Source organism: Microcella humidisoli, from assembly GCF_024362325.1.
In the GTDB taxonomy this organism is placed as follows: Bacteria; Actinomycetota; Actinomycetes; order Actinomycetales; family Microbacteriaceae; genus Microcella; species Microcella humidisoli.
Genome location: NZ_CP101497.1, coordinates 1,226,764 through 1,248,369 on the forward strand (window position 1 = coordinate 1,226,764; position 21,606 = coordinate 1,248,369).

Below are 21,606 nucleotides of genomic sequence, written 5' to 3' on the forward strand. Positions count from 1 at the left end.
ATGACTGATCACCTGACGGCAGGGCCCGCGGTCTCCGCGGGCCCTGCCCCCACGCCGCCCACCGTCCGCCCCGCCGTGCCGCGCCGCCGCGCGGGAACCGGCCGCAAGTGGCTCGAGATCGCGCTCTTCGCCGGCCCGGCCCTCATCGTCTTCGTCACCTTCGTGATCGCGCCCGTCGTGCTCGCAGGGGTGTACAGCCTCTACAACTGGAACGGCCTCGGTCCGCTCGAGCGCTTCGTCGGATTCGACAACTACATCCGCGCGTTCAGCGACCCGCAGTTCCTCAGCGCGATCGGCAACAACGGCACGATCCTCGTCGCCTCCGTGCTCATCCAGGGCCCTCTCGCCATCAGCATCGCGCTGCTGCTCAACCGCAAACTGCCCGGCCGCGCCCTCATCCGCGCCCTCATCTTCGTTCCCTACGTGCTCGCCGAAGTCATCGCGGGCCTCTCGTGGAAGCTGCTGCTCTCGCCGCGCGGCGGCGTCAACGCCCTGCTCGAAGCGATGGGCCTCGGCGCGTTCACACAGCCGTGGCTCGCCAACCCCGACATCGCGCTGTGGGTGATGTTCAGCATCCTGACCTGGAAGTATCTGGGCTTCGCGATCCTGCTCATGCTCGCCGGACTGCAGGGGGTGCCCGAAGAACTGCACGAGGCCGCCGCGATCGACGGCGCCAACTGGTGGCAGATCCAAACCCGCATCACGCTGCCCTTGCTCGCGCCGACCATTCGCATCTGGATCTTCCTGTCGATGATCGGCTCGCTGCAGCTGTTCGACATGGTCTGGGTCACCACGAAGGGCGGGCCGGTCGGCGCGACCAACACGATGGCCGTCTACCTGATCCAGTACGGGCAGGGCCAGTACGGCTACGGCAGCGCGATCGCCGTGATCCTCTTCGCCATCTCGCTCGCCGTCGCGCTGCTGTACCAGCGGTTCGCGATGCGACGCGACCTGGCCGGTGCTGTGACGAGCGGAGTTCGCTGACATGACGACTGCAATGACCCGCCCCGCCCACGCCACCGCTGCGCGCCCCCTGAAGCGCCGGAAGGCCTTCGACTGGAGCCAGCCGGGCGTCTACCTCGTCGCGCTCTTCGTCGTCGTGATCTCGGTGGCGCCGGTCGCCTATGTCTGGATCGGCGGCTTCCGCACGACACCCGACATCAACGCCGATCCGGCGGGATGGCCGAACCCCTGGTCGCTCGAGAGCTACATCGGCGTGCTCACCTCGAGCCGCTTCTGGGGCTCGGTGTTCTCGTCGTCGCTCGTGGGCCTCGGCACGACCCTCGGCGTCGTCGTGCTCGGCGTCATGGCCGCGTTCGTGATCGCGCGCTACACCTTCCGCGGGCGGGCCGCCCTGTACGCGCTCTTCGCCGCGGGCCTCATGTTCCCGCTCACGGTGGCGGCCCTCCCGCTCACGGTGCTGCTGCGCGACATCGGGCTGCAGGGCTCGTTCCTCGGCCTGATCATCCCGCAGGTCGCGTTCGCGCTGCCGACGACGATCATCATCCTCGTCCCGTTCCTGCGCGCGATCCCGGCCGAGCTCGAAGAGGCCGCGGTGATCGACGGCGCGACGCGCGTCGGCTTCTTCTGGCGCATCCTGCTGCCGCTGTCGACTCCCGGGCTCGTCACCGTCGGCGTGCTCGCCTTCATCGGCAGCTGGAACGCCTACCTGCTGCCGCTGCTCGTGCTCGCCGCGGGCGGCATGCCGCAAGACCTCTGGACGCTGCCGCTCGGCGTGCAGCAGTTCTCGACCCAGTACTCGGCCGACACCGGCGCCGTGCTCGCCTACACCTCGCTCTCGATGCTGCCCGCGCTCGCGTTCTTCCTCGCGGCCGAGAAGCGCATCGTCGGCGGACTGACGGGAGCCGTGAAGGGATGACCGTGCACACCTCGCACACCGCCGTCGGTGCCGCCGCGCCCTGGCACGATCGCTCGCTGTCTCCCGAGCAGCGCGTCGACTCCCTCGTGGTCGCCATGACCGTGCCCGAGAAGATCGCCCAGCTCTACGGCGTGTGGGTCGGCGCCGACACGGGCGGCGGCGACGTCGCGCCGCACCAGCACGAGATGGACGACGCCGTCGATCTGGATGCCCTGCTCGAGCACGGCCTCGGCCAGCTGACCCGGCCCTTCGGCACGGCCCCCGTCGACGCGGGTGTCGCGGCGCTCTCCCTCGCGAGCACCCAGCGCCGGATCGTCGACCGCAGCCGCTTCGGCATCCCTGCCATGGCCCACGAGGAGTGCCTCGCGGGTTTCGCGGCCTGGGGAGCGACGGCCTACCCGGTGCCGCTGAGCTGGGGCGCGAGCTTCGACCCCGAGCTCGTCGAGCGCATGGCCCGCCGGATCGGCGATGACATGCGTTCGGTCGGCATCCATCAGGGCCTCGCCCCCGTGCTTGACGTCGTGCGCGACGCCCGCTGGGGGCGCGTGGAAGAGACCATCGGCGAGGATCCGTACCTCGTCGGCACGGTCGGCACCGCGTACGTGCGCGGCCTCGAGTCGGCCGGCATCGTCGCAACGCTCAAGCACTTCGTCGGCTACTCCGCGTCGCGCGCCGGTCGCAATCTCGCGCCCGTCTCCGTCGGGCCGCGCGAGCTCGCCGACGTGCTGCTGCCGCCCTTCGAGATGGCCGTGCGCGAGGGCGGGGCGCGCAGCGTCATGAACTCGTACAGCGACCTCGACGGCGTGCCGAGCGCGGCCGACCGCTGGCTGCTGACCGAGCTGCTGCGCGAGCAGTGGGGCTTCTCGGGCACCGTCGTCGCCGACTACTTCGCCATCGCCTTCCTGCGGCTGCTGCACGGCACGGCCGACACCTGGGCCGAGGCGGCGGGTGCCGCGATCGAGGCCGGTATCGATGTCGAACTGCCGACCGTCAAGACCTTCGGCGAGCCGCTGCGGGCCGCCGTCGAGCAGGGCGTCGTCGCCGAGGCCCTCATCGACCAGGCGCTGCGCCGTGTGCTGCTGCAGAAGCTCGAACTCGGCTTGCTCGATGCCGACTACAGCCCCGTGCCCGCGGCCCTCGTCGGGCGCGACGCCGATCACCTCGAGGCGGTGCGCGGCGCGGTCGACCTCGATTCGCCGGCCAACCGTGCGCTCGCGCGCGAGCTCGCCGAGCGCTCGGTGGTGCTCGTGCGCAACACGGGCGTGCTGCCGCTCGCCGCGCCCCCGCGCATCGCGATCATCGGCCCCAACGCCGACGACCCCTACGCGATGCTCGGCTGCTACTCGTTCCCCACCCACGTCGTCTCGCAGCACGAGGGCGTCGCGATGGGAATCGAGATCGCCACCGTGAGCGAGGCCCTGCGGGCCGAATTCCCCCGAGCCGACATCGTGCGCGAGCGCGGCACGGGCGTCGACGACGGTGAGCTCGACGGCATCGCCGCCGCGGTGGATGCCGCGCGCACGGCCGACGTCGCCATCGTCGTGCTCGGCGACCGCGCGGGGCTCTTCGGCCGCGGCACGAGCGGTGAGGGCTGCGACGCTCCCGACCTCTCGCTGCCCGGCGCCCAGCAGCAGCTGCTTGACGCGCTGCTCGACACGGGCACGCCCGTCGTCGTCGTCCTGCTCACCGGGCGGCCGTACGCGCTCGGCTCGGCTCCGCAGCGGGCCGCGGCGATCGTGCAGGCCTTCTTCCCCGGTGAGGAGGGTGCGGCGGCGATCGCCGGCGTGCTGAGCGGGCGGGTCGCGCCGACGGGGCGACTGCCCGTGAGCATCCCGGCCCACCCCGGCGTGCAGCCGTCGACGTACCTCGCCGCGCCGCTCGCCCGCGCGACCGACGTGTCGAACATCGACCCGACGGCGGCCTACCCCTTCGGGCACGGTCTCGGCTACGGCGAGCTCGTCTGGACCGATCTCGAGAGCCCCGACCGCGAGACAGCGGTCGACGGCGAGGTCATGCTCTCGATGCGGCTCGTCAACCCGAGCGACCGCGAGCTCACCGACGTCGTGCAGCTCTACCTGCACGACCCCACCGCGTCGATCGTGCGCCCCGTGCAGCGGCTCATCGGCTTCCAGCGGGTGACTGTGCCCGCGGGCTCGAGCGCACGCGTGGCGGTGGCGGTGCCGATCGCCCTCACGAGCTTCACCGGGCGCGACGGCCAGCGCATCGTCGAGCCGGGTGACATCGTGCTCGGATTCGGCCGCTCGAGCGCCGATATCCCGCTCACGACGACCGTCGTGGTGACGGGTGAGGCGCGCGCCGTCGGGGCCGACCGGGCACTGCACCCGCGGTTCCAGGTCGTGCTCGGCCCGTGACCACCGATCCGCTCGCGCACCGTCGGGGACGCGCCCGGGTCACGGTGGTCGGTGACGACGGCGCACCCCTCGCCGGGCGCGCGGTGCAGGTCGAGCAGCAGCGCCACCGTTTCGAATTCGGGTGCATCGCCTTCGATCTCGTCGAGCACGCCAACGGTCGTGCGCCGCAGGATGCCGCGCTCGCCGACGACTGGCTCGCACTGTTCGGCCTCGGGGTGCTGCCGTTCTACTGGGGCGACTTCGAGCCGCAGCCCGGGCATCCGCGCACCGAGGCGATGCGGCAGACCGCGCGTTGGCTGCGCGAGCGAGGCGTGCGCGTCAAGGGCCACCCGCTCGTGTGGCACACCGTGAAGGCCGCGTGGCTCGATGCCCTGCCGACCGAGGAGGTCGAGCGCCGCGTGCTCGCGCGCGTGCGCCGCGAGACCACCGACTTCGCAGGCCTCGTCGACGAGTGGGACGTCATCAACGAGGTCGTCATCATGCCCGACTTCACGAACGAGCCCGACGGGGTGCCGAACGCCGTGAGCCGACTCTGCCGCGAGCGCGGGCGGGTGCAGCTCGTGCGCAGCGTCATGGACGAGGCCCGCGCGTGCGACCCCGCAGCGCGACTGCTCATCAACGACTTCGACCTCTCGGCCGACTACGTCCGGCTGATCGACGAGGTGCTGAGCGCCGGCGTGACGCTCGACGCCATCGGCGTGCAGACCCACATGCACCAGGGCTTCCGCGGCGAGGAGCTCGTCGACATCGCCGACCGGTTCGCGCAGTTCGGGCTGCCGCTGCACTTCACCGAGACGACGATCGTGTCGGGCGACCTCATGCCGCGCGACATCGTCGACCTCAACGACTACCGGCCGGCGTCGTGGCCCTCCACGCCCGAGGGGGAGGAGCGTCAGGCGCGCGAGATCGTCGAGCACTACCGCCTGCTCGTCGGGCATCCCGCCGTCGCGTCGATCACCTACTGGGGCCTCACCGATCGAGGCGCCTGGCTCGGTGCGCCCGTGGGGCTGCTGCGCGCCGATGGCACGCGCAAGCCCTCCTACGACGCGCTGCACTCCCTCCTGAGAGACGAGTGGTGGATGCCCGAGACTGCGCTCGTGACCGACGCCGACGGGGCGGTCGTCATCGAGGGCTTCGCGGGCGACTACGCGCTGCACGTCGACGGCGAGACGCGGGGGCTCGCGCTCGCGACGGGTCGGTCGCAGCTCGTGCTCGGCCCGGCGCGCTAGGCGGCCGGCGGCGGTCCCGAGCTGTCGCGCACGACGAGGCTCGTCGCGAGATCCATGCGCGCGGCGGGACCGGATCCGTCGGCGTCGCCAGCGCCCATCGCGAGCACGAGGCGCGCCGCTTCGACGCCCATCTGCCGCAGCGGCTGGTGAACCGTGGTGAGCCGCGGGCTGACCCAGCGGCACAGGGGGATGTCGTCGTAGCCGACGATCGACAGGTCGTCGGGAACCCGCAGGCCGAGTGCGCGGGCCGCTTCGAGTGTGCCGAGGGCCTGCAGGTCGCTGCCCGCGAAGATCGCCGTCGGCCGGTCGGGGCGCGAGAGCAGCTCGTGCGCGATGCGCCGCCCGCCCTCGACGTGGAAGTCGCCGAAGCGCTCGAAGCTCGGGTCGATCGGCAGGCCGACCGAGTTCATCGCCGAGCGGAAGCCGTCGAGCCGGGCGAGCGAGCACATCATGTCGTCCGGGCCCGTGATGGCGGCGATGCGCCGGTGGCCGAGCTCGATGAGGTGCCGGGTCGCGGCGAGCCCGCCCGACCAGTTCGCCGAGCCCACCGAGGGAACGTCGGGCGAGGGGTCGCCAGCCGGGTCGACGATGACGAAGGGGATGGCGCGCGACCGCAGGCGCTCGCGCAGCGCCGGCGCGAGCTCGGAGAAGACGAGGATCACGCCCGCCGGTCGGCGCCGGAGCACCCCGTCGAGCCACTCGATGCCGGGGGAGTGCCGGTCGCCCGTCACCGTCAGCACGACACTCAGCCCGTGTTCTTTCGCGATGCTCTCGACGCCGTCGATGAGCTCCATCGACCAGATTCGGTCGAGTTCGTGGAAGACGAGCTCGATGAGCTCGGGCTGCGCTGACGAGGAGGCCGAGCGCCGGCGGTACCCGCGCTCGGCGAGCAGCGCCTCGACGCGCTGGCGCGTGTCGGGGGCGACGTCGGGCTTGCCGTTGAGCACCTTCGAGATCGTGGCGAGCGAGACGCCCGCCTCATGGGCGACGTCGGCGAGCCGCACGCGCTCGCCCTGCTCGGCGGCTCCAGTCATGATCATGAAGCGAATCTAGCGCCGAAACTTACGACGCCGTGGTCGAGACTGTCGAATCGAGCGGAACGTCGGTCGGATCGGCGATGATGCCGTCCCACGCCAGCTCGGCCGCTCCCATGAGCAGGCGCTGAGCCCCGAGTGCGGCGACCTCGATGCGCACGTCGGTCGCGGTCACCGAGAGCGCGTCAGCGAGCACCGACTGCCGCAGGTCGTCTCCCGCCGCCGCCCACAGGGCCGCGAGGTACCCGCCGAGCACGATGCGCTCGGGGTTGAGCAGGTTCACGGCGCTGCGCAGGGCGATCGCGAGCCAGCCGAGCTGCTCGCGCACGACCGTGCGCACGGGACCGTCGGCCGCTTCGGCGGCGACCGCCCGCTGCAGCGCGGCATCCAGCTCGTCGTCGTCGGCCTGCGTCAGCCCGACGGCGGCCGTGAGCGTGCCGCGCCGCACGAGCGCTTCGAGGCAGCCGTGGGCACCGCACGCGCACGCGATGCCGTGCGGGTCGACCGAGACGTGCCCGATCTCGCCCGCGTAGCCCGCAGCGCCTTCGACGGGCCGTCCGCCGATGACGAGACCGCCACCGATGCCGCTCGCGCCGCCGTTGAGGTAGAGCACCGAGGCGGCGCCCTGGCCGGCCCCGAAGGTCAGCTCGGCACGGCTGCCGAGGTGCGCATCGTTGGCGACGGCGACGGGCATGCCGAGCGCAGAACTGAGGGCGCTCGCGAGCGGCTCGTCGCGCCAGCCGAGGCGCGGGGCGAGGCGCACGCAGCCGTCGCCGCGTCGAACGAGGCCGGGAACGGCGACGCCGACGGCGAGGACCCGGGCGTCAGGATGCGCGGCCGCGAGCTCGGCGACGACGCGCGCCGCGACGGCCACGACCTCGTCGGCGCTCGGACGATCGGCGGGCGTGCGCCGACGCTCGACGATCTCGCCGCCGAGCGAGACGAGGGCGATGTCGATGACGTCGAGCTCGGGATTGATGGCGGCCACGAGCCACCGCGACCGGGTGACCACGAGGGGGCTCGGGCGGCCGACGCCCGATCGGCGGGCGTCGTCACGCTCGTCGACCCAGCCGTGGGCGACGAGCACGCCCACGAGATCGCCGATGGTCGAGCGGTTGAGGCCCAGGGCGCGCGTCAGATCGGCGCGGGTGACACCCCGGCGGCGGTGCACGAGGTCGAGCACTGACGAGAGGTTGCGGCGGCGCACGGCGTTGGCGTCGAGAGGCGTGGTTCTCGCGTTCGGCATGTCTCCAGTCTGGCCCCCCGCGCGCCATCGTGATAGGTTGTGCAAACCAACAAATTGGGATGACCCCCGCACCGAGGAGACACCATGGCAACGACGCCGACCCCCGCCGACCACTTCACCTTCGGGCTCTGGACCGTCGGCTACAACGGTGCCGACCCCTTCGGCGGGCCGACCCGCGCGCCCCTCGACGTCGTGCACGTCGTCGAGAAGCTCACCGAGCTCGGCGCCTACGGCCTCACGCTGCACGACGACGACCTGTTCGCGTTCGGCTCCACCGACGCCGAGCGGCGCACCCAGATCGATCGGCTCATCGCTGCGTCAGCATCCACGGGCCTCAAGGTGCCCATGATCACGACCAACCTGTTCAGCGCACCCGTCTTCAAAGACGGCGGCTTCACCTCGAACGACCGCGCCGTGCGCCGCTTCGCGCTGCGCAAGGTGCTGCGCAACCTCGACCTCGCCGCTGAGCTCGGTGCACACACCTTCGTCATGTGGGGCGGCCGCGAGGGCGCTGAGTACGACGCCGCGAAAGACGTGCGCTCGGCGATCGCGCGCTACCGCGAAGCCGTCAACATCTTGACGCAGTACGTCACCGACAAGGGCTACGGAATCCGCTTCGCGATCGAGCCCAAGCCCAACGAGCCGCGCGGCGACATCCTGCTGCCGACCCTCGGCCACGCCATGGCCTTCATCGAGACGCTCGAGCACCCCGAGCTCGTCGGCCTCAACCCCGAGGTCGGGCACGAGCAGATGGCGGGCCTCAACTTCACGGCCGGCATCGCGCAGGCGCTCGAGGCCGGCAAGCTCTTCCACATCGACCTCAACGGCCAGCGCGGCATCAAGTACGACCAAGACCTCGTCTTCGGCCACGGCGACCTGCACAACGCCTTCTCGCTCGTCGACCTGCTCGAGAACGGCGCCCCCGGCGGCGGTCGTGCGTACGACGGCCCGCGCCACTTCGACTACAAGCCCTCGCGCACCGAAGACGAGAACGGCGTGTGGGCCTCGGCCGCCGCCAACATGCGCACCTACCTGCTGCTCAAGGAGCGCGCCGCGGCGTTCCGCGCCGACCCCGAGGTGCAGGCGGCGCTCGCCGCGGCCCGCGTCGACGAGCTCGCGCAGCCCACGCTCGGCGCGGGCGAGACGGTCGACGACCTGCTCGCCGACCCCACCGCGTACGAGACCTTCGATTCGAGCGCCTACTTCAACGGCAAGGGCTTCGGCTTCGTGCACCTGCAGCAGCTCGCCACCGAGCACCTGATGGGCGCCCGCTAGCCGTGACGCTCGCGATGACCCTCGTCGCCGGCGTCGACACCTCGACGCAGAGCTGCAAGGTCGTGATCGTCGATGCCGCGACGGGGGCGACCGTGCGCGAAGGGCGCGCGCCGCATCCCGAGGGCACGGCGGTCGACCCCGCGGCGTGGTGGGCCGCGTTCGTCGCCGCGGTCGAGCAGGCCGGCGGGCTCGCCGACGTCGCCGCGATCGCGGTCGGCGGCCAGCAGCACGGGCTCGTCGCGCTCGACGCCGAGGGCCGCGTCGTGCGCGACGCCCTGCTCTGGAACGACACCCGCTCAGCCGCCGCTGCCGCCGACCTCATCGCTGAGGTGGGGGCGGCCGACTACGCGCGCCGCACCGGGTCGGTGCCCGTCGCCTCGTTCACGGTGACGAAACTGCGGTGGATGCGCGACCACGAGCCCGAGCTCGTGCCGAGCATCGCGGCCGTCGCCCTGCCGCACGACTGGCTCACGTGGCGACTGCGCGGCTACGGTCCCGTCGGCGAGAGCGCGCTCGGTCCGCGGCTGGAGGAGCTCGTCACCGACCGCTCCGACGCGAGCGGCACGGGCTACTGGTCGCCCGCGACGAACGCCTACGACCTCGACCTGTTCGCCCTCGCGCTCGGGCGCCCGGCGCGCGAAGCCGACCCGAGCCGAGCATCCACGCCCGCATCGACCGGTCTCCACAATTCAGGAGACCCGGCCCCGGTCGTGCTGCCGCGCGTGCTCGAGCCCGGCGTGTCGACGACGGTCGACGCCGAGACTCCTGAATTGCGGGGATCGCGCGCGGGCGTGCTCGTCGGCCCGGGCGCGGGCGACAACGCCGCCGCGGCGCTCGGCCTCGGTGCTGGCGCGGGCGACGTCGTCATCTCGATCGGCACGAGCGGAACCGTGTTCGCCGTGAGCCCCGAACCCGTCGTCGACGACTCGGGCGCCGTCGCCGGCTTCGCCGACGCCGCGGGCGCCTTCCTGCCGCTCGTCGCCACGCTCAACGCCGCGCGCGTGCTCGACGCCGTGGCCGCGCTGCTCGGCGTCGACCACGACGGCCTCGCCGACCTCGCCCTCGCGGCCGAGCCCGGTGCGGGCGGCGTCGTGCTGCTGCCCTACTTCGAGGGCGAGCGAACGCCCAACCTTCCCGACGCGACCGCGACGCTGAGCGGCCTGACTCTCGCTTCCACCACGCGCGAGAACCTGGCCCGCGCTGCGATCGAGGGGATGCTGTGCGGCCTCGCCGACGGACTCGACGCCATCGCGCGCCACGGCCTGCAGCCCCGGCGCCTGCTGCTCGTCGGCGGCGCGGCGCGGTCGCGGGCGGTGCCCGCGATCGCCGCGGCCGTGCTCGGCCTGCCGGTCGTCGTGCCCGAGCCGGGGGAGTACGTCGCGCGCGGCGCCGCACGCCAGGCGGCCGAGCTGCTCGGCCACAGCACGGAATGGCCGCTCGAGCTGCATGCGGCGGTCGAGCATCCCGTTCAGCCTCAGGTGCGCGCCGCCTACGCCGCCGCGTTCGCTGGCGCTCGTCACTAGCCTGAGCGCATGGCTCACCTCAGTGCAGAACCGGCCGCGGGTTCGGCGGCTCGACCGGCCTCGATCGTCACGCTCACCGTCAACCCGGCGCTCGACGTCAGCACGTCCACCGAGACCCTCGTCGCCGAGCACAAGATGCGCTGCGGCCCGAGTCGGGTGAATGCGGGCGGCGGGGGCGTGAACGTCAGCCGCGTGATCGAGCGGCTCGGCGGGCACTCCACCGCCATCTACGCGGTCGGCGGGGCCACGGGCCAGGCCTATCGTCAGCTGCTCGAGGCGGAAGGGCTCATCGGGCGGGCGATCGCGATCGCCGGCGCGACGCGCGAGAACATCACGATCGACGAGACCTCGACCGGCAAGCAGTACCGCTTCGTGCTGCAGGGTCCGAGCCTCGCCGACACCGAGTGGAAGCAGTGCCTGCGCGCCACCGAGGCGGCGATGCACCTCGGCGGCTACGTCGTGCCCAGCGGTTCGCTCGCCCCAGAGATGCCCGATGACTTCTACGCGCGCGTCGCGCGTCGCGCCCGCGAGCTCGGGGTGCGGTGCGTGCTCGACGCCTCGGGCGCGGCGCTCGCCCTCGCTGTCGAGGAGGGCGTCTACCTCGTGAAGCCATCGGGCCGCGAGCTCGGTGAGCTGGTCGGCGCGACGGTGCTCTCGATCGACGAGAAGATCGACGCGGCCCGTGAGCTCGTCGGCCGCGGCACGGTCGAGATCGTCGCGCTCACCCTCGGGGGTGACGGTGCTGTGCTGGTGACGGCGGAGGGTGCGACCCGCCTGGCCTCGCCGCCCATCACCGTGCGATCGACGGTCGGCGCCGGAGACAGCTTCGTGGGGGCGATGGTGCTGCGGTTGGCCCAGGGGCGCGATCTCGCCACCGCGTTCCGCGCTGGTGTCGCGGCCGGTGCCGCGACGGCCACGACCGAGGCGACAGAGCTGTGCCACCGTGACGACGTCGAACGCTTCGAGGCCGACCTGGCCCGCGACGCGGCGACGGCTCACTGACCGCTGCGCGAACCACCGTGCCGTGCTGCACGGCGACTGAGGGGAGTAGGGCCCTGACCATCACGAACATCTCCATCGACCCTCGCGACGTCGTCGCGCCGGTGAGTCGGCGCACGTTCGGATCGTTCGTCGAGCACATGGGGCGCTGCGTCTACGACGGCCTGTACGAACCCGGGCACCCGTCGGCCGACGACCACGGCTTCCGTCGCGACGTCATCGAGCTCGTGCGCGAGCTCGGGGTTTCGACGATCCGCTACCCGGGGGGCAACTTCGTCTCGGGCTACCGCTGGGAGGACGGTGTGGGGCCGCGTGATGAGCGGCCTGCTCGCCGCGACCTCGCGTGGCGCAGCGTCGAGACGAACCAGATCGGTGTCGACGAGTTCGCGGGCTGGTGCCGGCTCGTCGACGCCGAGCTCATGCTCGCCGTGAACCTCGGAACGCGGGGGGTGCTCGAGGCAGTGGAGCTGCTCGAGTACGTGAACCACCCGGCCGGCACGCGGCTGTCTGACTGGCGGGTCAGCAACGGTGCCCCCGAACCGCACGACGTGCGGATGTGGTGCCTCGGCAACGAGATGGATGGGTCCTGGCAGCTCGGTGCCATGTCGGCGGACGACTACGGCACCCTCGCGGCACGCACGGCCGCCGCGATGAAGATGGCCGACCCCTCGATCGAACTGGTCGCATGCGGCAGTTCGGGCTCTGCTATGAGCACCTTCGGCGCGTGGGAGCGCACCGTGCTCGAGCGCACCTACGAGCACGTCGACGCCATCTCGTGCCATGCCTACTATCAGGAGCGCGATGGCGACCTCGCCGCCTTTCTCGCGTCGTCGCTCGACATGGAGCACGTCATCGAGACGGTCGTGGCCACGGCCGACCACGTCAAGCACACGCTCCGTCAGACCAAGACGATCATGATCTCGTTCGACGAGTGGAACGTCTGGTACTACGACCAGCATGTCGAGCGCGAACGCGATCGCGAGCCCTGGACGATCGCACCGCGACTGCTCGAAGACGTCTACTCGGTGGCCGACGCCGTCGTCGTCGGCAGCCTGCTCATCACCCTGCTGCGCCACAGCGACCGAGTCCGATCCGCGAGCATGGCGCAACTGGTCAACGTCATCGCGCCGATCATGACGCAACCGGGTGGCGCAGCGTGGCGGCAGACCATCTTCTTCCCCTTCGCGACGACGAGCAGACTGGCGAGCGGGGAGGTGCTGCGCGCCTCGATCACCACCGACAGCTACGCCACGGCCGAGTGGAACGAGGTTCCGTACGTCGACGCCGTGGTCACCTACGACGCACCGGCGCTCGAGGCGGCGGTGTTCCTCGTCAACCGGCACCTCACCGAGTCGCGGACAGTCTCGATCGATCTCGAACGCGTGCCCGCGATGCGGATCGTGGAAGCGCTGACGCTGAGCGACCCCGACCCCACCGCGGCGAACACCCTCGAGAATCCCGACCGGGTCTCTCTCGCTCCGAACGCCTCGGCGCGGCTCGATGCCGGACGCCTGCTGATCGACCTGCCACCGGTGTCGTGGAGCGCGATCGCGCTCTCGGGGGCAGGCCTCGACGCGATGGCAGGGTAGGCGCCCGCCGGCGGCTCGGGTGCGGCGCGCATCCACCGAAACATCGCCGCAACACGCCGCGACTAGGCTCGCGTCATGGCCGACCTCTTCGACGGGTACACGGCGACAGCCGCCCGGTCGGGCTCGGCCGTCGCCTTCGACGAGATGTTCACGCCCGACAGCCAGGTGCGCCTGCCCTACCGGCAGATCCACGCGGCCCTCGCGCAGATGTCGCAAGACGAGCTGCGCGGCCGCACCGAAGCGCTCGCCTCGAGCTACCTCGCGCAAGGCGTCACCTTCGACTTCGCCGGCGAAGAACGGCCGTTTCCGCTGGATGCGGTGCCGCGCGTCATCGAACGCGTCGAGTGGAGCCACCTCGAGGCCGGAGTCGCTCAGCGCGTGCGCGTGCTCGAGGCCTTCCTCACCGACATCTACGGACCGCAGCGCTGCATCGCCGACGGCGTGATCCCCGCGCGGCTCGTGTCGAGCTCGAGCCACTACCACCGCTCGGCGGCGGGCATCGAGAGCGCCAACGGCGTGCGCATCCAGGTGTCGGGCATCGACCTCATCCGCGACGAGCACGGCACCTGGCGCGTGCTCGAGGACAACGTGCGGGTGCCGAGCGGCGTGAGCTACGTCATCTCGAACCGTCGGGTCATGGCGCAGACGCTGCCCGAGCTCTTCGTGTCGATGCGCGTGCGCCCCGTGGGCGACTACCCGACGCGGCTGCTCGACGCGCTGCGCGCATCCGCCCCCTCGGGCGTCGACGACCCGACCGTCGTCGTGCTCACACCCGGCGTCTACAACTCGGCCTACTTCGAGCACACCCTGCTCGCGCGGCTCATGGGCGTCGAGCTCGTCGAGGGCCGCGACCTCTACTGCTCGGGCGGGCGCGTCTTCATGCGCACGACCGCCGGACCGCAGCGCGTCGATGTCATCTACCGCCGCGTCGACGACGAGTTCCTCGATCCGCTGACGTTCCGTGCCGACTCGATGCTCGGCACGCCCGGCCTCATGCTCGCGGCGCGGCTCGGCAACGTGACGATCACCAATGCGGTCGGCAACGGCGTCGCCGACGACAAGCTCGTCTACACCTACCTGCCCGACCTCGCGCGCTACTTCCTCAACGAAGACCCGATCATCCCCAACGTCGACACCTGGCGGCTCGAAGACCCCGACTCGCTCGAAGAGGTGCTCGACCGCCTGCACGAGCTCGTGGTCAAGCCCGTCGACGGCTCGGGCGGCAAGGGCCTCGTCGTCGGTCCGGCCGCGAGTGCCGCCGAACTCGATGAGCTGCGGATGCGCCTGCAGGAAGACCCGCGCGGGTGGATCGCGCAGCCGGTCGTGCAGCTCTCGACCATCCCCACGCTCGTCGATGACGGCATGCGCCCGCGCCACGCCGACCTGCGGCCCTTCGCCGTCAACGACGGCCGCGAGGTGTGGGTGCTGCCGGGCGGGCTCACGCGCGTCGCGCTGCCCGAGGGGCAGCTCGTCGTCAACTCGAGCCAGGGCGGCGGCTCGAAAGACACGTGGGTCGTGGGCCAGCTGCCCATGGTCGCCGACAGTCACGATGTGCAGGGCATCGTCGCCGAGCAGGCCACCGTCACGCAGTCGATCCCGATCATCACGGATGCCGCGGCGCACGTCATCGACCACAATCCGCAGGACGACCCGCGCCGGGCGCAGTCGGAGCAACAACAGCAGAGTCACACCGCGCAGGGCAATGGCGCTCCCGCAGTCTCGAGGGGGGTCGAGTGATGCTGAGCCGGATCGCCGAGAGCCTGTTCTGGATCGGGCGCTACGTCGAGCGCAGCGATGGAACGGCGCGCATCCTCGATGTGCACCTGCAGCTGCTGCTCGAAGACCCGTGGATCGATGAGGACACCGCGTGCCGGTCGCTGCTGAGCGTCATGGGCAGCGACGTCGATCCCGACCACGCCCTCACGCGCGCCGATGTGCTCGCGATCCTCGCGGTCGACCGCTCGCATCCCGCCTCGATCGCGTACTCGCTCGGCGCGGCGCGCGAGAACGCCCGCCGCGCGCGCGAGGTCGTGAGCACCGAGCTGTGGGAGGTGCTCAACACCACGCGCGCACGCATGCCGCGCAAGGTCGCCCCCGAGAAGGTGCACGAGTTCTTCGGCTGGGTGCGCGAGCGCTCGGCGCTCGCCGTGGGCATCGTCGAATCGGCGACGAGCCGCGACGAGGCCTACTCGTTCTTCACGCTCGGCCGCTCGCTCGAGCGGGCCGACATGACGGCCCGCCTGCTCGCGACGCGCTCGCTCACCGAGGCCTCCGGCCCCTCGTGGACGACGATCCTGCGCAGCGTCGGCGCCTACGAGGCCTACCTGCGCACCTACCGCGGCGTGCCGAGCGCCAAGAACGCCGCCGAGTTCCTCCTGCTCGACCGACTCTTCCCGCGCTCGATCCTCTTCGCGGTGACGCGCGCCGAGCAGAGCCTGCGCGACATCGAGCCGCGCGGCTGGGAGCGCGCCGGCATCGGCGATCAGGCGCTGCGGCAGCTCGGGCAGATCCGCAGCGAGCTCGAGTACCGGCCCATCGCCGACATCCTCGACGACCTGCAGCGGCACATGGATGCCGTGCAGCTCGCGACGAGCGCGACGAGCGAGGCCGTGCGCCAGCGCTACTTCCCCACCAATGCGGCGCCGAGCTGGGTGGCGGAGAAGACATGAACCGGTTGAGAATCCGGCACGTCACCGGCTACCACTACAAGGGCAACGTCACCGCGTCGTACAACGAGGCCCGCATGCTGCCCGCGAGTTCGGACGGCCAGGTCGTGCTGCACTCGCACCTCGCCATCAGCCCGACGTCGTCGCAGCACCACTACGTCGACTACTTCGGCACGCGCGTCGCGGCCTTCGAGCAGCTCGACCAGCACCACGAGCTGTCGCTCACGGCCGACAGCCTCGTCGAGCTGCGCCCGCGCGGGTCGCAAGACGGCTCGATCAGCTGGGCCGAGCTCGCGATCGCCGTCGAGAAGACGGTCGGCTCGGTCGAGAACACCGTGCAGACGAAGCTCACGGCACCGCCCGACGAGGTCGCCGAGCGGGCGCGCGAGTTCGCCGCTGCTGCCGCCGACCCCGAGGCCGCCGCGCGCGAGATCTGCGCGTGGATCTACGACGAGGTGCAGTACATGTCGGGCATCACGGGCGTGCACACGACGGCCGCCGAGGCCTGGGCGCACAAGAAGGGCGTGTGCCAAGACATCACGCACCTCGCGCTCGGCGCGCTGCGCTCGATCGGCATCCCCGCGCGCTACGTCAGCGGCTACCTGCACCCGTCGCGCGACCCGCAGATCGGCGAGACGATCGCGGGCGAGTCGCACGCCTGGGTCGAGTGGTTCGATGGCGAGTGGCAGGGCTTCGACCCCACCAACATGCTCGAGATCCGCGACCGTCACGTCATCGTCGGCCGCGGTCGCGACTACCGCGACGTGCCGCCCCTGCGCGGCGTCTACGCCGGGCCGTCGAGCTCGAAGCTCTTCGTCACGGTCGAGATCACGCGCGAGAGCTGACGGCAGGCTTCCGGATGCGGCCGCGTCAGGCCGCGGCCGGCGGGCAGTGCAAGCGGGTCGGGGTCGTGCCCGCGCCGCGCTCGATCGTGTGCTCGGCCATGGCCGCGCCGCACAGCGGGCAGCGCGGGTCGGCGGGGGCGACGTACGGCTGCTCCGGCCGCCCGATGCCGACGGCCGCGGGGCCAGTGACCGTCCACAGCGCGCGCCCGAGCGCGCCGAAGAACCCCTGGGAGCCGTTGAAGGGGTTGAGCGGATTTACTTTGCGCACGAATCAATTGTACGCCCGGTATTCTGGCGGCATGACCGACCTGCTCGCCCTCGACCGCCAGGTGTGCTTCGCGGTCGTCGCCGCGAGCCGCAGCATCGTCGCCCTCTACAAGCCCATCCTCGAGCCGCTCGGGCTCACCCACCCGCAATACCTCGTGATGCTCGCGCTGTGGGAGTCGAGCCCGCTGCGCGTGAAAGACCTCGGCGAGCGCCTGCTGCTCGACCCGGCCACGCTGAGCCCGCTGCTCAAGCGGCTCGAGCAGCAAGGCCTGGTGACGCGGGCGCGCGACACCGCGGATGAGCGGGCGCTCGCCCTCGCGCTGACACCGGCCGGCGTCGCCCTGCGGCAGCAGGCCGAGCAGGTGCCCGGCCGCGTGATCGAGCGGCTGGGGCTGACGATCGGCGAGCTCGAGAGCATCCGCGATTCGGCGACGGCCCTGCTCGCGGCCAGTCGCGCCGCGACCGTCCGCCCTGCGCCCGTCGACTCAGCGCCCGTCGACTCAGCGCCCGCCGACTCAGCGCCCGCCGACTCTGCGCCCGACGACATCACCGCCGACTAGGTCTTGCGCGCCTCGGCCTCGACGATCGCGATCTCCTGCGTCGCCGTCTCGAGGTCGAGCTCGCGGCGTTCGACGTCGTCGCCGTCGTACCGCACGCGCAGGCGCCACCACGGGTCGGCGGCCGGGTGGCGGCGGATGCGCAGATTGCGCGTGCTGCGCATCCACAGAACGGCGACAACCGCCGCGAGCAGCCCCGCGAGGGCGCCGACGCCCATGGCCCAGCGTGCTCCGAGCTCGTTGGCGACGAGGCCGAGCAGGGGTGCGCCGATGGGCGTTCCGCCCATGAAGATCGTCAGGTAGAGCGCCATGACGCGGCCGCGGATGCTCGCGCGCGTCGTCGTCTGCACGTAGGCGTTGGCGCTCGTGATCATGGTGAGCGCGAAGAAGCCGATGGGGATGAGCGCGAGGGCGAAGAACTCGATCGTGGGCATGAGCGCCGCGACGACCATCGAGCCGGCGAAGCCGATCGCCGCGAGCACGATGACGCGCAACCGCGGTCGTTCGCGCCGCGCCGAGAGGAGGGCGCCGACGACCGAGCCGATCGCGAGGATCGACGACAGCAGCCCGAACTCGGCGGCATCGCGCCCGAACTCGACGCGCGCCATGGTCGCGGTGAAGATGGCGAAGTTGAAGCCGAAGGTGCCGACGAGGAAGACCATCGTGAACACCACGACGAGATCGGCTCGTCGAGCCACGTACTGGAAGCCCGCGCGCAGCTGCCCGCGCCCCCGAGTGGTCTTCTGCATCGGTTGCAGCTCCGCCTCCCGCAGCAGCCCGAGAGCGACGAGCATGGCGGCGAACGTCAGCACGTTGATCAGAATTACCCAGCCTGCGCCGACGAGCACGGTGAGCAGGCCGGCGGCGGCGGGGCCGATGAGGCGCGCGGTGTTGAACGAGGCCGAGTTCAGGGCGACGGCGTTGGGCAGGTCGGCCGTGCCCACGAGCTCGCCGACGAAGGTCTGGCGGGCGGGGGCGTCGACGGCCGTCGCAATGCCGAGCCCGAGGGCGAGCAGGTAGACCATCCAGAGCTCGGCGATGCCGAGCACGATGATGAGCCCGAGCGCCAGGGCCAGCAGGGCCTGGGCGATCTGCGTGATGGCCAGCAGGCGGCGGCCGGGCATCCGGTCGGCGATGATGCCGGCGAGCGGGCCGATGATGAGCGCGGGGCCGAACTGCAGGGCCATCGTCACGCCGACGGCGGCGGCGTCGTTGTCGGTGAGCTCGGTGAGCACGAACCAGTCTTGCGCCGTGCGCTGCATCCACGTGCCGACGTTCGAGATCAGCGCCCCGGCGAACCAGATGCGGTAGTTGACGCCGGCGAGCGAGCGGAACATGGCGTTCATGAGGTCGTGTTCACGCGTCGGCCAGTCGTCGCAATATCGGCCGCACCTCCTCGAGCGCGCGGCGCTGCTCGGCGCTGAGCGCCTCGAGCTGGGCATGGAACCACTGCTGGCGCAGCCGCCGCGTCTCGGCGATGACGTGGTCGCCCGCCGGCGTGATGGTCACCCACACCATCCGCGCGTCATCGTTGCTCGGCTCACGACGCACGAGGCCGCTCGCCTCGAGCGCGTTGAGGGTGCGGTTCATCGACGGGGCGCTGACCTTCTCGCCGGTCGCGAGGCCGCCGGGCGTGCAGCGGCCCTCGCTCGCGAGCCGCCAGAGCACGCCGAGCTGGCTGTCGCTGATGCCCTCGCCCGCGCGTTCGGCCCGGATGCGCCGCGCCACCTTCTGGATGAGCACGCGCAGCTCTTCTTCGGGGTCGGTCTCATGGTGCGTCACCTCGTTAGCCTAACTCATTACCGTTGCTAACGAAAATTGCGGATGCTGCGACGACGCCCCGCGCGCCGGCCCGCCTAGGATCGTGCGCAGGAGGCCCCTCATGCCGAAGTTCACCGCCGAGCGCCAGCACCGCACTTTCACCGACAGCCACGGTGTCGTCGTGCACTACTACGTGTGGACGCCGGGCAAGCCGAAGGGCGTCGTGCAACTCGCGCACGGCGTTGGCGAGCACGCCCTGCGCTACGAGCTTCTCGCGCACGACCTCGTCGCGGCCGGGTACGCGGTGTACGCCGATGACCACCGCGGCCACGGCCAGACGGGCGTGGAGTACTGGAAGGGCGACCTCTCGCAGATCGGCAGGCTGGGAACGGGCGGCCTGCGCGCCACGCAGCAGAACCTGCTCGACCTCACTGCTCTGGCGACGGCCGCGCATCCCGGCCTGCCGTTCGTCATGCTCGGCCACTCGTGGGGCTCGCTCATGGTGCAGAACCTGCTCAACGCGGGGGAGCATCCGTGGAGCGCGGTCGTGCTCACCGGCACGGCTCTGCGCACGCCATTCGACATGAATGGCGGCGACCTCAACGCCCGCCACAAGCACCTCGGCGACACGGGGGCCGAGTGGCTCAGCCGCGACCCCGCCGTCGCGCGCGCCTTCGTCGACGACCCGCTGACGACCGACGCGAAGATTCTGAAGCTGTTCGGCCTCGCGGATGGCCTGCGCCTCTTCGGGCGACCGAAGCGCGTGCAGCCGCCCGTGCCTTTGCTCATCATGGTGGGCAGTGACGACCCGCTCGGCGGCGAGAAGAGCGCCAAGAAGCTCGCCGACGCCTACCTGGGTCGCGGGGGTCTCACCGACGTCGAACTCATCGTCTACCCCGACGCCCGGCACGAGGTCTTCAACGAGATCAACCAGGCCGACGTGCGCGCCGACCTCATCGCCTGGCTCGACGATCGGCTGTTCGCCGCGACGTAGACCCCTTCCGGCGCCTGTTCCCGCCCGCGGTCCTTCACCGGATTCGGAACTCTGCGAGCAGGGTTCGCTTTCTTCCGCATCCGTTGAAGGCTCCCGACGACCAGGTTCCCGTGGGGGCTCGGCCGCCCCGCTGCGCTAGTGGTCGTTGCGGCCCGGCAGGGGCAGCGCGGTCAGCAGCATCACGCTGGGCTCGAGCGCCTCGACGCTGTGCACGCCGTCGGGGATGCGCGCGACCGTGCCCGCCGCGACCTCGATCGTGCGGGTGGCGTCGCTGAGGCGGATGCGCCCGCGCAGCACCTGCAGCATGGCTTCACCCGGGTTCGTGTGCTCGGGCAGCTCGCCGCCGGTGTCGAAGCCGATCGCCGTCATGCGCAGCTGCTGATACCCGAGATCGATGCGCTGCGATGCGCGTCGTTGCGGGTTCTCGGCCGCCTGCGTGAGCAGGTAGGCGGCCATGACGTCGAGGTCGAGCGCGATCGGATCCATGCCCCGCACCCTACGCTGGTCGCCATGATCGCGCCCTTCCTCACCCCCGCCGAGCTCGACGAGCTGCTCGCTGCCGACCGCCGCGGAGACGGCGACGTCGTCATCGTCGACAGCCGCTGGTACCTTGACGGCCGCTCGGGCTCCGAGGCGCACGCGCACGGGCACCTCCCGGGCGCCGTGTTCGTCGACCTCGACGTGTGGCTCGCGGGAGCCCCCTCGCCCGGGGCGGGTCGGCACCCTTTGCCCGAGCCGCACCTCTTCGCCCGCGGCATGGCCGAGTCGGGCATCGGCGACGGATCCACGGTGGTCGTCTACGACGATGCCGGGGGAGTGATCGCCGCGCGCCTGGTCTGGATGCTCCGAACCCTCGGACACGAGGCCGCCGTACTCGACGGCGGGCTCGACGCCTGGCAGCGCGCCCACCCGGGGCAGACCCTCGAGAGCGGCGCGGTCGACGTGCGCCCCGCATCCTTCACCGAACGCCCGTGGCCGGATGCCGCGCTCGCGTCGATCGACGAGACGCAGCAGGCCGCCGCCGACGGCAGCGCGCTCGTGCTCGATGCCCGCACGCTCGACCGCTACCGCGGCGAGACCGAGCCGGTGGATGCGCGCGCGGGTCATATCCCGGGCGCCGAGAGCTTCTCGTGCCGCGACAACGTCGCCGCCGACGGCACGCTGCTCGACACCGCGACCCTGCGCGACCGCCTCACGGGGCTCGGGGCCGCCGAGCGCCCCGTCATCAGCTACTGCGGTTCGGGAGTCACGGCGTGCCACACCCTGCTGGTGCTCGAGCACGCCGGCTTCGAGCCCGGACGCCTGTACCCCGGCTCGTGGTCGCAGTACGCCGCCGACCCCGCCAGGCCGCTCGCGACAGCCGAATAGGC

20 protein-coding genes are annotated in these 21,606 nt (G+C 71.6%); 14 read left to right on the forward strand and 6 right to left on the reverse strand.

All coding sequences use genetic code 11. The features are described 5' to 3' along the window. Genes NNL39_RS05895 through NNL39_RS05910 form a run of 4 tightly spaced genes read left to right on the forward strand, consistent with a single transcriptional unit; the run spans nt 1 to nt 5,480 of the window. Nucleotides 1–984, forward strand: a complete 984-nt coding sequence (locus NNL39_RS05895) for a carbohydrate ABC transporter permease (protein WP_255160762.1) — start codon at nt 1–3, stop codon at nt 982–984. A gap of 13 nt (nt 985–997) precedes the next feature. Next, nucleotides 998–1,879, forward strand: a complete 882-nt coding sequence (locus tag NNL39_RS05900; protein WP_255160763.1) for a carbohydrate ABC transporter permease — start codon at nt 998–1,000, stop codon at nt 1,877–1,879. Then, entirely contained in the window at nt 1,876–4,251 is a 2,376-nt protein-coding gene (locus NNL39_RS05905) for a beta-xylosidase/alpha-l-arabinosidase (protein ID WP_255160764.1), read from the forward strand. The genes NNL39_RS05900 and NNL39_RS05905 overlap by 4 nt, the downstream gene beginning before the upstream one ends. Then, complete coding sequence (locus NNL39_RS05910; protein WP_255160765.1) at nt 4,248–5,480, forward strand: endo-1,4-beta-xylanase; 1,233 nt, start codon at nt 4,248–4,250, stop codon at nt 5,478–5,480. Before NNL39_RS05905 ends, NNL39_RS05910 begins: the two co-directional genes overlap by 4 nt. Here the strand turns inward: NNL39_RS05910 and NNL39_RS05915 are convergent. Continuing rightward, a complete protein-coding gene (locus NNL39_RS05915; protein WP_255160766.1) occupies nt 5,477–6,520 on the reverse strand; it encodes a LacI family DNA-binding transcriptional regulator in 1,044 nt (347 codons plus the stop codon). The two genes, NNL39_RS05910 and NNL39_RS05915, sit on opposite strands and share 4 nt — an antisense overlap. Nucleotides 6,521–6,542: 22 nt before the next feature. Then, entirely contained in the window at nt 6,543–7,760 is a 1,218-nt protein-coding gene (locus tag NNL39_RS05920; protein WP_255160767.1) for an ROK family transcriptional regulator, read from the reverse strand. An 84-nt stretch (nt 7,761–7,844) separates the two neighbouring features. Between NNL39_RS05920 and xylA the strand changes: the two genes are divergently transcribed. The 7 genes from xylA to NNL39_RS05955 all read left to right on the forward strand — a co-directional run bounded on the left by xylA (nt 7,845) and on the right by NNL39_RS05955 (nt 16,657). Beyond that, the gene (gene xylA, locus NNL39_RS05925) at nt 7,845–9,035 is read left to right on the forward strand and encodes a xylose isomerase (protein ID WP_255160768.1); all 1,191 of its coding nucleotides are present in this window, start codon (nt 7,845–7,847) and stop codon (nt 9,033–9,035) included. 14 nt (nt 9,036–9,049) lie between these two features. Continuing rightward, nucleotides 9,050–10,558, forward strand: a complete 1,509-nt coding sequence (locus tag NNL39_RS05930; protein WP_255160769.1) for an FGGY family carbohydrate kinase — start codon at nt 9,050–9,052, stop codon at nt 10,556–10,558. Between the two features lie 9 nt (nt 10,559–10,567). After that, complete coding sequence (locus tag NNL39_RS05935; RefSeq protein WP_255160770.1) at nt 10,568–11,560, forward strand: 1-phosphofructokinase family hexose kinase; 993 nt, start codon at nt 10,568–10,570, stop codon at nt 11,558–11,560. A 53-nt stretch (nt 11,561–11,613) separates the two neighbouring features. Next, nucleotides 11,614–13,146 (forward strand): arabinosylfuranosidase ArfA, encoded by a 1,533-nt coding sequence (arfA, locus tag NNL39_RS05940; protein WP_255160895.1) that lies wholly within the window; start codon nt 11,614–11,616, stop codon nt 13,144–13,146. Nucleotides 13,147–13,221: 75 nt separating this feature from the next. Further along, nucleotides 13,222–14,883 carry a circularly permuted type 2 ATP-grasp protein gene (locus NNL39_RS05945; protein ID WP_255160771.1) on the forward strand — a complete coding sequence of 554 codons (1,662 nt, stop codon included), beginning with the start codon at nt 13,222–13,224 and terminating at the stop codon, nt 14,881–14,883. After that, entirely contained in the window at nt 14,883–15,815 is a 933-nt protein-coding gene (locus NNL39_RS05950; RefSeq protein ID WP_255160772.1) for an alpha-E domain-containing protein, read from the forward strand. Before NNL39_RS05945 ends, NNL39_RS05950 begins: the two co-directional genes overlap by 1 nt. Then, entirely contained in the window at nt 15,812–16,657 is an 846-nt protein-coding gene (locus tag NNL39_RS05955) for a transglutaminase family protein (RefSeq protein WP_255160773.1), read from the forward strand. The genes NNL39_RS05950 and NNL39_RS05955 overlap by 4 nt, the downstream gene beginning before the upstream one ends. Before the next feature lie 25 nt (nt 16,658–16,682). On the opposite strand, the gene NNL39_RS05960 is transcribed toward NNL39_RS05955, so the two are convergent. Continuing rightward, a complete protein-coding gene (locus NNL39_RS05960; protein WP_255160774.1) occupies nt 16,683–16,925 on the reverse strand; it encodes a hypothetical protein in 243 nt (80 codons plus the stop codon). Between the two features lie 31 nt (nt 16,926–16,956). On the opposite strand from NNL39_RS05960, the gene NNL39_RS05965 reads away from it, so the two are divergent. Next, complete coding sequence (locus tag NNL39_RS05965) at nt 16,957–17,484, forward strand: MarR family winged helix-turn-helix transcriptional regulator (RefSeq protein WP_322972930.1); 528 nt, start codon at nt 16,957–16,959, stop codon at nt 17,482–17,484. Here the strand turns inward: NNL39_RS05965 and NNL39_RS05970 are convergent. Together NNL39_RS05970 and NNL39_RS05975 are read right to left on the reverse strand one after the other, a co-directional pair. Next, entirely contained in the window at nt 17,481–18,827 is a 1,347-nt protein-coding gene (locus NNL39_RS05970; protein WP_255160775.1) for an MFS transporter, read from the reverse strand. The two genes, NNL39_RS05965 and NNL39_RS05970, sit on opposite strands and share 4 nt — an antisense overlap. A gap of 10 nt (nt 18,828–18,837) precedes the next feature. Beyond that, nucleotides 18,838–19,263, reverse strand: a complete 426-nt coding sequence (locus NNL39_RS05975; protein ID WP_255160776.1) for a MarR family winged helix-turn-helix transcriptional regulator — start codon at nt 19,261–19,263, stop codon at nt 18,838–18,840. A gap of 100 nt (nt 19,264–19,363) precedes the next feature. On the opposite strand from NNL39_RS05975, the gene NNL39_RS05980 reads away from it, so the two are divergent. Beyond that, a complete protein-coding gene (locus tag NNL39_RS05980) occupies nt 19,364–20,236 on the forward strand; it encodes an alpha/beta fold hydrolase (protein ID WP_255160777.1) in 873 nt (290 codons plus the stop codon). Nucleotides 20,237–20,371: 135 nt separating this feature from the next. On the opposite strand, the gene NNL39_RS05985 is transcribed toward NNL39_RS05980, so the two are convergent. Continuing rightward, the gene (locus NNL39_RS05985; RefSeq protein ID WP_255160778.1) at nt 20,372–20,722 is read right to left on the reverse strand and encodes a cupin domain-containing protein; all 351 of its coding nucleotides are present in this window, start codon (nt 20,720–20,722) and stop codon (nt 20,372–20,374) included. Nucleotides 20,723–20,746: 24 nt separating this feature from the next. On the opposite strand from NNL39_RS05985, the gene NNL39_RS05990 reads away from it, so the two are divergent. Next, nucleotides 20,747–21,604, forward strand: coding sequence for a sulfurtransferase (locus NNL39_RS05990; protein ID WP_255160779.1), 858 nt, complete (start codon nt 20,747–20,749; stop codon nt 21,602–21,604). The last annotated feature ends 2 nt before the right edge of the window (nt 21,605–21,606 follow it).

Coding starts and splice junctions, on each gene's coding strand:
- xylA (WP_255160768.1), top strand. CDS start 7,845: ATGGCAACGACGCCGACCCCCGCCGACCACTTCACCTTCGGGCTCTGG.
- NNL39_RS05905 (WP_255160764.1), top strand. CDS start 1,876: ATGACCGTGCACACCTCGCACACCGCCGTCGGTGCCGCCGCGCCCTGG.
- NNL39_RS05895 (WP_255160762.1), top strand. CDS start 1: ATGACTGATCACCTGACGGCAGGGCCCGCGGTCTCCGCGGGCCCTGCC.
- NNL39_RS05955 (WP_255160773.1), top strand. CDS start 15,812: ATGAACCGGTTGAGAATCCGGCACGTCACCGGCTACCACTACAAGGGC.
- NNL39_RS05950 (WP_255160772.1), top strand. CDS start 14,883: ATGCTGAGCCGGATCGCCGAGAGCCTGTTCTGGATCGGGCGCTACGTC.
- NNL39_RS05970 (WP_255160775.1), bottom strand. CDS start 18,827: ATGAACGCCATGTTCCGCTCGCTCGCCGGCGTCAACTACCGCATCTGG.
- NNL39_RS05900 (WP_255160763.1), top strand. CDS start 998: ATGACCCGCCCCGCCCACGCCACCGCTGCGCGCCCCCTGAAGCGCCGG.
- NNL39_RS05935 (WP_255160770.1), top strand. CDS start 10,568: ATGGCTCACCTCAGTGCAGAACCGGCCGCGGGTTCGGCGGCTCGACCG.
- NNL39_RS05990 (WP_255160779.1), top strand. CDS start 20,747: ATGATCGCGCCCTTCCTCACCCCCGCCGAGCTCGACGAGCTGCTCGCT.
- NNL39_RS05915 (WP_255160766.1), bottom strand. CDS start 6,520: ATGATCATGACTGGAGCCGCCGAGCAGGGCGAGCGCGTGCGGCTCGCC.
- NNL39_RS05920 (WP_255160767.1), bottom strand. CDS start 7,760: ATGCCGAACGCGAGAACCACGCCTCTCGACGCCAACGCCGTGCGCCGC.
- NNL39_RS05985 (WP_255160778.1), bottom strand. CDS start 20,722: ATGGATCCGATCGCGCTCGACCTCGACGTCATGGCCGCCTACCTGCTC.
- NNL39_RS05930 (WP_255160769.1), top strand. CDS start 9,050: ATGACCCTCGTCGCCGGCGTCGACACCTCGACGCAGAGCTGCAAGGTC.
- NNL39_RS05945 (WP_255160771.1), top strand. CDS start 13,222: ATGGCCGACCTCTTCGACGGGTACACGGCGACAGCCGCCCGGTCGGGC.
- NNL39_RS05980 (WP_255160777.1), top strand. CDS start 19,364: ATGCCGAAGTTCACCGCCGAGCGCCAGCACCGCACTTTCACCGACAGC.
- NNL39_RS05965 (WP_322972930.1), top strand. CDS start 16,957: ATGACCGACCTGCTCGCCCTCGACCGCCAGGTGTGCTTCGCGGTCGTC.